Raw genomic sequence first — 10,765 nt, 5'->3', positions numbered from 1 at the left:
GTCGCGTGTCAAGGCTGCGCCCTGCCCGCTATTTGTGCCAGTTGCGTAAGTCCTGAATTTAAATACGCAATTTAGCAAGTTACTGACAGAGAAAATTTAGGGCGACCTATTGGGGATGATTAGACTGCTTTCCAAAGTCCATGAATTGTTTTTCAACATTAACCAATACAATCTGACAAAGTACAGACATATTTTATCAGCTATTAATAATTTATACTAAAATTTTTTATAACTACTCAGAAATAAGATCCCCGACTTCTCAAAGAAGTCGGGGATCTCGGTGTTGCCATTCTTAGAAATCAAACAGGATTGCTATATCTAATACCTACATTACTAACAACAATTATTCTTTATCTGCAACGGAGTATCCATTACAAACTTTGGTTTGGGTATACGCCCTTCCAGATACGCTTATGTATTTACCAATCAACTGCCCATTTGCGAACAAGTTCAATTCATAAAGTGGATTTCCTAGTGAATTTGCTTCCCCTGTAGGCGTTAGAGTCATGTAGTTACTATTTCTCTCATACCCCAGTTCAGTTGATATTTTTCGTGACTTATGATTATCCTTATTCAACTCCTGAATAGCTATATTTTTTGATATATCAGATATAGAGCTTTCGGGTAATGCAGAATTATTTTCCCCAGATACAAGATATTTCGCAGTATTATAACTGTTGATTTTCTCTCCAGGAACCGATGCTAATTTATCTGCGAGATTGATTTTTTCAGATGATTGTAATGAATTGATATTTGTTAATGCTTTAACTTCTGCATTTCCATTGCTACCTGCAATAGCTAAACAGGTTAAAGACATCACGATGGATCTAAACAACATGAAATTTATTAACTTGTTTATCTCTTTTGAATATAAACTGGCTTTTTAGTCTATAGCCTCAGAAATAATTCTGATTTTTATGATTTTTAGCCGATGGTAATTTATGTAATTTTTAGTACCTTTGAATCAATCTTTAGCTTTATATGGCGAGTAATACGTACATAAAAATCTACTTAACTTAGGCACAATAAAAATAGGTATTTTTATCATAAAAAAAGGTAAGAAAGTTTTTCAACTCACTTCCCTGAAAATTTTTTGAACTTCCGAAATATCTCTTTCCCCAGGTAGTCCAACCACTAGAGAGCCAATTCACCCTAGATTTGCCAAATCTCACACGAAGAAGTGGAGAATGTGGGTTAAACCCGCAGAATTTGGTAAATTCCCCATTCCCTACTCCCGATTCGTATCGAAACATTAAGGAATATTGCATTTCAACAGAAACCTGAAGGTAAAGCGTCAAATCAGCCGAAAGACCGTGATAGTATGCTTTGGGTAAATGTGAAGATTGGGAGAAAGACCTTTGACACTACGGGTTGCTGTTATTGGGTCAGGCCCTGCTGGTTCATCTGCCGCAGAAACACTGGCAGCCTCTGGGATTGAAACCTACTTGTTTGAGCGAAAGCTAGACAATGCAAAGCCTTGTGGGGGTGCAATTCCCCTATGTATGGTGAGTGAATTTGACCTGCCACCAGAGATTATCGATCGCCGGGTACGGAAGATGAAAATGATTTCACCTTCCAATCGTGAGGTTGATATCAATCTGGTAAATGAAGAAGAATATATAGGAATGTGCCGCCGGGAAGTGCTAGATGGCTTTTTGCGCGATCGCGCCGCAAAAGTAGGCGCAAATTTAATTAATGCCACTGTTCATAAACTCGATATACCAGGAAACAATACTGACCCCTATACCATTCATTACATTGACCATACAGATGGGATATCACAGGGTATTGCCAAAACCCTGAAGGTGGATCTAATTATTGGGGCGGATGGGGCTAATTCTCGCGTTGCTAAGGAAATGGACGCTGGGGATTACAATTATGCGATCGCCTTCCAAGAGCGAATTCGCTTACCCGAAGACAAAATGGCCTACTATAACGACCTCGCCGAAATGTATGTCGGTGATGACGTTTCTACCGATTTCTACGCTTGGGTTTTCCCCAAACATGACCACGTAGCTGTCGGTACTGGTACGATGCACATCAATAAAGCCAGCATCAAACAGTTACAAGCTGGTATCCGCGCCCGTGCATCCGAGAAACTGGCAGGCGGTAAAATTATTAAAGTCGAAGCCCACCCCATTCCTGAACATCCCCGTCCCCGTCGTGTTGTCGGTCGCATCGCTTTGGTGGGAGATGCTGCTGGTTACGTTACCAAGTCCTCTGGTGAAGGTATTTATTTTGCTGCTAAATCTGGGCGGATGTGTGCTGAAACTATTGTAGAAACATCTAATAGTGGTAGCCGTATTCCTACAGAAGATGACCTCAAGGTTTACCTGAAGCGTTGGGATAAAAGATACGGACTCACTTACAAGGTGCTGGACATTTTGCAAAGCGTGTTCTATCGTTCCAATGCCACCCGTGAGGCGTTTGTGGAAATGTGCGATGACCTTGATGTACAACGGCTAACATTCGATAGCTATCTGTATAAGACGGTTGTCCCAACTAATCCCATCACCCAACTGAAAATTACTGCCAAAACTATTGGTAGTCTAATTCGGGGTAATGCCCTTGCACCTTAATTGAGTGCAAAGGACTGGAAATTACAACAAATATATTACTCAATTTTGTGGGGTGGACATCCTGCACGCTCATGAATCAGGGCGGGCAAGATGCCCACCCTACAATATATTATTTTTATCATTTGTAAATAGACCCATGTTGTAGGGGCAATTGATGTAGATACATTCGCGGAGCGTCTTTTGTAGACCTGCCAAAAATCTGTATAAGCAAAAGCACATTGCTGATAAACATCTGGTAAATAATCTCATAATTTACGGGCTGATTTTCGTGTTCTATCTCCCACAAAACAACCAACGATTATTCGAGAATTACGGTCGATTGCTAGCCAGATATAAACCTCGTTTTTCTTGCTATCCAAGTTATTGTATAATTCTGCAAAATCCTTCTTGCAGAATGCCGATAAAAAGCTATTTAATCCGCCGCCATAACTAGGCGAAAACCGATGCTGATACCCCGATAATCCGGTTCATAGGATTTGCGGAAAGAGCTGCGCCAACTGTCTGTCGGCGGTTTGATGCCAACTACCACCACGCACGATGCGCTGGCTGCCACTTGCTGATCCTTTAGGGTCGGTGGATGGGCTTTGTGCATAGTAGTTTTCGCCGTACCAGTCTTGCACCCATTCCCATGCATTACCATGTACGTCGCATAAGCCCCACGGATTAGACAGTTTTTGACCGACGGGGTGGGTGCCGCCACTAGCAAAGTCTTCGCCGTACCAAGCGTAGCGACCTAAGTCACTGATGTTGTCGCCGAAAGAATAAGCTGTAGTGGTGCCTGCATGGGCTGCGTATTCCCACAATGACCTCACTCACAGCAACTTGTCCGGCGTAATCGGCAACTCCCTGATGCGCTTGCCTGTGGCATGGAAGACGGCGTTGGCGATCGCCGCCGGGATGCCGACCATGCCGAGTTCGCCCATGCCCTTGACACCGAGCGGATTGACGATTTTATCGTCCTCCTCAACGAATATCGTTTCGATCTCCAAGATATCGGCATTAACCGGCACGTGATAGTGCTGCAAATTCGGATTCATGATCCGCCCGTAACGGTGGTCAATTTCAGTCGCCTCTTGCAGCGCCATCCCAATACCCCACACCACGCCGCCGATTTCCTGGCTGTGCGAGGTCTTCGGATTCATGATCTTGCCGCAGGCACTCACTTCAATGGCGCGCGTGACGTGGATAGTCCCGACATCCGGGTCAACTTTGACTTCCACAAATTGCGCGCCATGCGCCCCGGTTGCGTATTTTTCCCTTTCCGGCGAGGGTTTGGCTTCGTGGATGTCAACCAGTTCGCTTAGATTGTTCCGCCGCATTAACTCGGAAATATTTATCGATCGCGACGAATCATCTTTGATTTGCAGCTTTCCGTCAAGCATCTCGACCTCTTCGATTTTCGCCGTCTTAAAAGGCGAAGCCACATCTTTATTAGCCAAAGCCAACAGTTTTCGTCTGATGTTTTGTGCCGATTCATAAATCGCCGTGCCGACGCTCGCTGTGGTGAATGAACCACCCTGCACTGGAGCGGCCGGTAATTTTGTGTCCCCAAGTTCAAATTTTACCTTTTCGGCGGGCAAACCGAGATATTCAGCAGCAATCGAAGTCATCACCGTGTAAGTTCTCGGCCCGATGTCTGAAGTGGCGCTGGCGACGTGCGCGGTGCCATCCGACTTCAAAGTAATTCTCGCCGATGCTGGTCGTTGAAACGCGCCCCAAACTCCGGTCGCCATTCCCCAACCGACTAGAGAGGCAGTCCAGTAAAAGTAGTTGACAAGATGCACAGTTTTTGCAGAGTGTAAAAAGAGGAGAACACGTTATCAGGAGTGCAGCTACCATGCGTCCGTTAGTTTGGAACCCTCCCGTAGAACTGTCAGCAAAAGAAGAAAAAGTCACAAAACGTATACGCAAAGCTAAACTGTTTGTATTTTTAAGGCAGATACGTCACGAATTATTTGACGCAGAATTTCAAACAGAACTAGCAACGGTTTTTAAGGATAGTAGCGTCGGGTTATGCCCAGTACCACCCGCACAATTAGCATTAGCAATCATTCTACAAGCGTATACAGGGGTTTCAGATGACGAGGCAATGGAAGCAATTGAAATCGATAGACGATGGCAGCTAGTTTTAGATTGTCTTGATTGTGAGCAACCACCTTTTGGGAAAGGAACACTGGTGAGATTTCGTGCGCTTTTAATGTCAAAGTCGTTTGACCGACGGTTAATTGAAAAAACGATTTATATGGCACAAAAACAAGGAGACTATAACTCACGTTCGTTAAAAGTGGCGCTAGATTCAAGTCCGCTATGGGGAGCGGCAAGAGTTGAAGATACGTACAACTTGTTGGGTCATGCACTACGAAAAGCATTAGAAGTTATAGCCCAGAATTATCAACAAGATTTGGCAAATGTGGCTGCAAGTGCAGGGGCAGAAATCGTCACTGGAAATAGCCTCAAAGCAGCTTTGGATTTAGATTGGGATGACCCAGAATCTCGCAGTCTTGCCCTATCTACAATATTGCAAGCATTAAACTCAGTTGAGTCTTGGGTAGAGCAAAAAACTGATTTGGACTTCAAAACAAAGAATCAGGTAAACAAGAGTCTCAAAGATGCAAGGCAAATTGAAACACAAGATGTGGAAGAGACATCGGATGGTTCCCCAAAGCTTCCCTACGGGACGCTACGCGAACGTAAAGCTGTGGCCAAGGATAGACGTATTTCCATCGAAGATGAGGATATGCGTCATGGCCGTAAAAGCCGCAGTCAAAAATTTGATGGCTACAAACGTCATGTTCTCAAAGACTTAGAATTACAAATGGTCAGGGCTGTTGGTGTCACCAGGGCAAACACACCAGAAGCATCTGTGTAGTATCTCTATTCATCCTGATGAGTCTCTACTTGTAGAATTACGGGAACGTCAAACTACTGAGAGTGGACGTGCAAAACTCCGTGAGCGCGTTAGTGTTGAACATACTTTAGCTCATATTTCTCAGTGGCAAGGAGATCAAGCTCGCTACATTGGCTTACGTAAAAACCTTTTTGACCTCCGACGCATGGCTGTTGTCCACAATCTCCACGTTCTTGCCCGTATGTCCGAAACTCATGCTGGAGAAATTTCTCACCTTACTAATCCACAATCTGCTTAATTTGTCAATATCTTCTACTGGACTGCCTCTCTAGGCTGCGATCGCGCTTTGATAGCTCAGGACGTTCCCACACATCGCCAAATAGCACGTTGTCAGTGAGTTCAACCAACTTTGGGGCGATGTCGCCGATCGTTCTTTGAGCCGGCGTCGGTTGCACACTGACACCGGGAACGGAGCGTGCAGGCACAGAGGATGCCGACCGTTGCGCCTGAACTGGCGTACCGTACTGCTGGTCACTGACCTTTTCCATCCAGTCGGTGCTCTTACCGTCGAGCTGTTCCACAATGGCGATGTGTGTCATTGGCGTGTTTGGCGAGGCTCCGTGCCAGTGCTTTACACCCGGCGGAATCCGGACGACATCTCCTGTCCGGATCTCCTCGACCGGCCCCCCCCCAGCGCTGCACCCGCCCGATGCCAGCTATCTGCCTTGCACGTGTTGCCTTGCTTAATGAGCTACGGAATGCAACCAGAGAACACATTTTTTGCGGCTCAGCGACCGGTCATTTGCTCTAGCTTTTCGGGGTATCTAGCTCCTTGTACCGCGATCTTAGAGGCGGCATCATCGATGTCACGCAGATCGTCAGGCGTGAGTTCGACTGAGACTGCCCCGATGTTTTCGTCCAAGCGATGCAGCTTCGTGGTGCCTGGGATCGGCACGATCCACGACTTCTGGGCTAGCAGCCAGGCGATCGCAATCTGAGCAGGTGTCGCCTCTTTTCGTTCTGCAATGCTGCCGAGTAGATTAATTAGGGCCTGATTCGCCTTGAGAGCCTCGGTTGTGAAGCGAGGCAGGGTGCTGCGGAAGTCGGAACTGTCGAAGGTCGTGCTTTCGTCCATCTTGCCAGTGAGAAAGCCCTTACCCAGAGGGCTGTAGGGGACAAAGCCGATGCCGAGTTCCTCAAGGGTCGGTATCACTTCCTTTTCAGGAGTCCTCGTCCAGAGCGAGTATTCACTCTGGAGAGCAGTGACCGGCTGCACCGCGTGGGCGCGACGGATCGTTTGCACTCCTGCTTCCGAGAGTCCAAAGTGCTTCACCTTACCTGCCTGAATCAGTTCTTTCACCGCTCCTGCCACGTCTTCAATCGGCACATTCGGGTCAACCCGGTGCTGATAGAGCAGGTCGATTGTCTCAACCTTGAGTCGCTTGAGCGAGCCTTCCACGGCCTGCTTGATATGCTCCGGTCGGCTATTCAATCCGGGCGCACCCGTCATTCCACGGGGATCGGAATTAGGATTGATATCAAACCCGAATTTGGTGGCAATGACCACTTGCCCACGAAAGGGAGCGAGGGCTTCGCCCACCAGTTCTTCGTTTGTGAACGGGCCGTAGACCTCGGCGGTGTCAAAGAATGTCACGCCGCGATCGATGGCAGCCCGAAGCAGATCGGTCATTTCCTGTATGTCTTTAGGCGGGCCATAGGAAAAGCTCATGCCCATACAGCCCAGCCCGATCGCTGAGACTTCTAAGTTGCTGTTCCCCAGTTTGCGCGTTTGCATTGTTTTTTTCCTTTGATGTAGATTTGATATTGTTTACCGTCGATCGTTTCCTCTCACTCGGTGTCGAATTCTTGTACACCGATCTCCCGGATTCTGAATTCTTCTATGTCGGTCAATAAAAGATACTTCCTGAGCAACGCTTCATCAAACTCGGCACGGCGATTCATTTTGCTCAGTAAATCTCGTCGTCGCTCCAGCACTTCCAGGTAAATCGATTGATAGTCTTTTAATGAGTTTTGCAAAGCAACGTTTGATTCTTCGAGTTGGCGATCAAAAAACTTCAGATTAATTTCGAGCTTGGAGAACAGATTATCCAGATGTTCGTTTCGCGCACGCTCGCCACTGTATTTTTCTTCTAGGAATTGAAGCGAAGCCTGCGCTAATTTCTTTTGAATAATCATCTCCTGCTTTTGCTCAGGAATGAGGGTGAACCTATCTCTGAGGTTTACTGTGCGGATCAGCCAAGGAAGCGTTAACCCTTGAAAAACTAGGGTGATGAGAATGACGATAAACGTGATGAAGAGAATTAGCTCACGGTAGGGAAATGGCTGTCCGGCTTGAGTGAGGAGCGGGACCGAAAGTGCGGATGCCAGCGATACCACACCGCGCATTCCCACCCAACCGAAAATCAGCGGGCCTCTCCATCCTGGATTCGGGTCTGACACCGTGATCAAGCGGCTCATGACTCTCATCAAAACAGAAGTTCCTAGTGTGCAAAGCAGCCTTGTTGCGATCAGCACGATCGCGATGATTAATCCATACCCAACGGCACTGCCTAAACTAATGTTTCCAAGCTGCCGGACGACAAACGGCAATTCCAGTCCGATGAGCAAAAAAATCAGCCCGTTTAAGACAAAGACCAGATTCGCCCATACATTTACGCTTTCAATCCGGCTTTGGTAACTCAGAAAACGATCGCGCTTGCTGGATAAGAGCAATCCACCACTAACGACCGCTAGCACGCCTGAACAGTGAAAGTGTTCAGCAGCATAATACATACAGTAAGGCGTAACCAGGGTTAGGACAATTTCGATGCTGGAGGTTGTAGGTAATAAACGATGAATGCCATAGAAAATCAATCCCACAACAAGACCGATCGCGATTCCCGTTAAAATCACGAAAACGAAGTTGACGGCTGCTGCTTGAAATTGAAACTGTCCAGTGAGAACTGCCGCCAACGCGAAACGAAACACAATCAGCGACGAGGCATCGTTAAGCAAGCTTTCGCCTTCAATCAGACTGACCAGGGATTTCGGCACGTTGACCCGCCGCATGATCGTCGTCGCAGAAACGGCATCAGGCGGTGAGATAATGCCACCCAACAGAAAGCCCATCGCTAGAGTAAAACCGGGAATGAGCGCACTGGAAACCACTGCAATTACGCATGACGTTAAGATGACGATCGGAAAAGCAAACCCGATGATTAGCCCTCGCCATTTCCAGAATTCTTTCCACGAGACTTGCCACGCCGCTTCATACAGCAAGGGTGGAAGAAAGATCAGGAAAACTAGCTCTGGGTTAATGGTGATATTTGAAAACGGAGCGATGAAACTCAGCGCGAGTCCGCCCAGTACAAGCACGATCGGATAAGCCAGTCGCAGCTTATTCGCAATCATGACCAATCCGAGAATGATCAAGATCAGGCAAATATATTGAATGAAGATGTCTTGCATGAAGCCGATGTTGAAGAGAGGAGTAACGTCATTAAGAGTTGGGTTTATTCACGACTTCATTCAAGCATTGCAAAGCATTCAGTGTTCGGGGATATCCCACCCACGGCAACAATTGTGTAATCAGATCCAGCAGGATGTCTTTGCCGTTTCCGACATTTAGGTTGCCTTGAATGTGCCCCTTTATCTGTGATTCAACCCCGCCCAGAGCAATGAGAATAGATAATGTGATCATCTCCCTGAAGCTTATATCTATGCCATTGCGGGTGTAATAATCGCCAAAGCAATTGCTAGACAGAAACCTTTGAATGTGTAGCTGGTCTTTGGGCGATCGCTCATACATTTGATCGATCGTTTCGCCGAATATGGCTTTTTGTACTGTCAGCCCTTTGTCGTAGCGGGTTTCCGGGCTGGTGGTCGATTGCCCTTCTAAAGGTAATTGAATGCCCCTGCTGGACATCACTTCATTAGTGGCATGGACGAAATCAAATGCTTTCGCCATACCCACGTAGGGTATCGACTGATACAGGATCTCCTTGATTTCAATCGGCGTTACTCCGACATTGAGCGCAGCGCCCACCATAACCCTGTATTCGCTTACTGCCTGGCTGCCGATGATAGACGCCAGAATCAGCATGACTCTTGTCTTTGTATCCAGCTTGCTCTCAGCAATTACTTCGTCGAAGGCGAAGTTGTCAAAGACTTCGATCAGTTCAGGGTCGGTTACTTTCAGGGTCGATTTGTGGTTTGGAAACAGTTCTTCATGGTTTTTATGTGCCGCTTCACTTATCCTTACAGAGTCCTGCTGCTGTGTATTTGTCATCCGCACCTCCCTCCTTATTGGGGTTAAAATTCTATGGTCAGCGATTTTGTCTATAATCCCGTGCGCTTTTCCAACTCTTCTGGATAGCGATCGCCTGACACTGGAATTTCCACCAATGCCGTGTCGATGCTCTTCAACTCCTCCTGCGTCAGTTCGATGTCTGCTGCCGCAACGTTTTCTTCCAGGCGGCTCAATTTGGTCGTGCCGGGAATGGGCACAATCCACGGTTTTTGCGCCAGTATCCAGGACAGGGCGATTTGCGCTGCTGTAGCTTTCTTCTGGTTCGCCACCTCTTTCAACAAATCCACCAAGGACTGGTTAGCGTCAAGAGCCTCCGGCGTAAACCGAGGAACGATGCTGCGGAAGTCGGATTTGTCGAATTTTGCGTCCTTAGTGATACTGCCCGTCAGGAAGCCTTTACCCAAAGGACTAAACGGCACAAAACCGATTCCCAGTTCTTCCAGGGCAGGCAACAAGGTTTCTTCCGGCCGTCGCCACCACAGGGAGTACTCACTCTGAACGGCAGTTACTGGTTGGACTGCGTGTGCCCGACGCACGGTCTGTACACCTGCTTCTGAAAGCCCCCAATGTTTGATTTTGCCTTCACCGATCAAGTCTTTGATGGTTCCGGCTACGTCTTCGATCGGCACTTGGGTATCTACGCGGTGCTGATAGTACAAATCGATCGCGTCGGTGTTTAATCGCTTCAGCGAACCTTCTACGGATTCCCTGATTCCTGATGAATGACTGTTCTGCACCTGCTTACCGTCCTGCAACTTGATGCCGAATTTCGTGGCAATGACAACGCGATCGCGGTAAGGTTTGAGCGCTTCGCCCAGCAATTCTTCATTGGTGAAGGGGCCATACATTTCGGCTGTATCAAAGAAGGTGACGCCACGCTCCACAGCAGCTTGGAGCAGGGAGATGCTTTCTTGCTTGCTGAGGGTATTGCTGTATGCATAGTTCAGCCCCATGCAGCCCAGCCCGATCGCCGAGACTTCTAAGTTGCTTTTTCCAAGTTTACGTTTTTGCATGATACTTCTCCTTTAT

The 10,765-nt window shown here is 47.3% G+C and carries 9 protein-coding genes and 1 pseudogene; 2 read left to right on the top strand and 8 right to left on the bottom strand.

What is annotated here, in order from left to right:
• Nucleotides 1-343: 343 nt before the first annotated feature.
• Nucleotides 344-817: a hypothetical protein gene (locus tag HWQ38_RS13040; RefSeq protein WP_292794003.1), complete on the bottom strand. Its 474-nt coding sequence runs from the start codon at nt 815-817 to the stop codon at nt 344-346.
• 541 nt (nt 818-1,358) lie between these two features.
• Between HWQ38_RS13040 and chlP the strand changes: the two genes are divergently transcribed.
• On the top strand, nt 1,359-2,579 hold the full coding sequence (gene chlP, locus HWQ38_RS13035; RefSeq protein ID WP_292794000.1) for a geranylgeranyl reductase: 1,221 nt from the start codon (nt 1,359-1,361) through the stop codon (nt 2,577-2,579).
• A 467-nt stretch (nt 2,580-3,046) separates the two neighbouring features.
• Here chlP and HWQ38_RS13030 read toward each other — a convergent pair whose 3' ends face one another.
• Complete coding sequence (locus HWQ38_RS13030; protein WP_292793998.1) at nt 3,047-3,391, bottom strand: SUMF1/EgtB/PvdO family nonheme iron enzyme; 345 nt, start codon at nt 3,389-3,391, stop codon at nt 3,047-3,049.
• On the bottom strand, nt 3,392-4,363 hold the full coding sequence (locus tag HWQ38_RS13025; protein ID WP_292793996.1) for a molybdopterin cofactor-binding domain-containing protein: 972 nt from the start codon (nt 4,361-4,363) through the stop codon (nt 3,392-3,394).
• A gap of 53 nt (nt 4,364-4,416) precedes the next feature.
• Here HWQ38_RS13025 and HWQ38_RS13020 point away from each other — a divergent pair.
• A pseudogene (locus HWQ38_RS13020) lies at nt 4,417-5,725 on the top strand (transposase).
• Between the two features lie 4 nt (nt 5,726-5,729).
• Here the strand turns inward: HWQ38_RS13020 and HWQ38_RS13015 are convergent.
• The 5 genes from HWQ38_RS13015 to HWQ38_RS12995 form a co-directional block, all read right to left on the bottom strand.
• Nucleotides 5,730-5,912: a hypothetical protein gene (locus HWQ38_RS13015; protein WP_292793993.1), complete on the bottom strand. Its 183-nt coding sequence runs from the start codon at nt 5,910-5,912 to the stop codon at nt 5,730-5,732.
• Nucleotides 5,913-6,214: 302 nt separating this feature from the next.
• Nucleotides 6,215-7,222, bottom strand: coding sequence for an aldo/keto reductase (locus tag HWQ38_RS13010; protein ID WP_292793990.1), 1,008 nt, complete (start codon nt 7,220-7,222; stop codon nt 6,215-6,217).
• A 53-nt stretch (nt 7,223-7,275) separates the two neighbouring features.
• On the bottom strand, nt 7,276-8,895 hold the full coding sequence (locus HWQ38_RS13005; RefSeq protein WP_292793988.1) for a Na+/H+ antiporter: 1,620 nt from the start codon (nt 8,893-8,895) through the stop codon (nt 7,276-7,278).
• Nucleotides 8,896-8,926: 31 nt separating this feature from the next.
• A complete protein-coding gene (locus HWQ38_RS13000; protein ID WP_292793986.1) occupies nt 8,927-9,715 on the bottom strand; it encodes a carboxymuconolactone decarboxylase family protein in 789 nt (262 codons plus the stop codon).
• 50 nt (nt 9,716-9,765) lie between these two features.
• Nucleotides 9,766-10,749 (bottom strand): aldo/keto reductase, encoded by a 984-nt coding sequence (locus HWQ38_RS12995; RefSeq protein ID WP_292793983.1) that lies wholly within the window; start codon nt 10,747-10,749, stop codon nt 9,766-9,768.
• Between the last annotated feature and the right edge of the window lie 16 nt (nt 10,750-10,765).

The sequence above is a fragment of the Nostoc sp. NMS7 genome, from assembly GCF_017115085.1.
Taxonomy (GTDB): Bacteria; Cyanobacteriota; Cyanobacteriia; order Cyanobacteriales; family Nostocaceae; genus Nostoc.
The sequence above is the reverse complement of the archived record's forward strand: the minus strand, read 5'-3'. Positions and strand labels throughout refer to the sequence as shown.

Bases quoted from the DNA above. Each gene is read 5' to 3' on its own strand.
- HWQ38_RS13040 (WP_292794003.1), bottom strand. From the start codon at position 817: ATGTCTTTAACCTGTTTAGCTATTGCAGGTAGCAATGGAAATGCAGAA.
- HWQ38_RS13010 (WP_292793990.1), bottom strand. From the start codon at position 7,222: ATGCAAACGCGCAAACTGGGGAACAGCAACTTAGAAGTCTCAGCGATC.
- HWQ38_RS13005 (WP_292793988.1), bottom strand. From the start codon at position 8,895: ATGCAAGACATCTTCATTCAATATATTTGCCTGATCTTGATCATTCTC.
- HWQ38_RS13000 (WP_292793986.1), bottom strand. From the start codon at position 9,715: ATGACAAATACACAGCAGCAGGACTCTGTAAGGATAAGTGAAGCGGCA.
- HWQ38_RS12995 (WP_292793983.1), bottom strand. From the start codon at position 10,749: ATGCAAAAACGTAAACTTGGAAAAAGCAACTTAGAAGTCTCGGCGATC.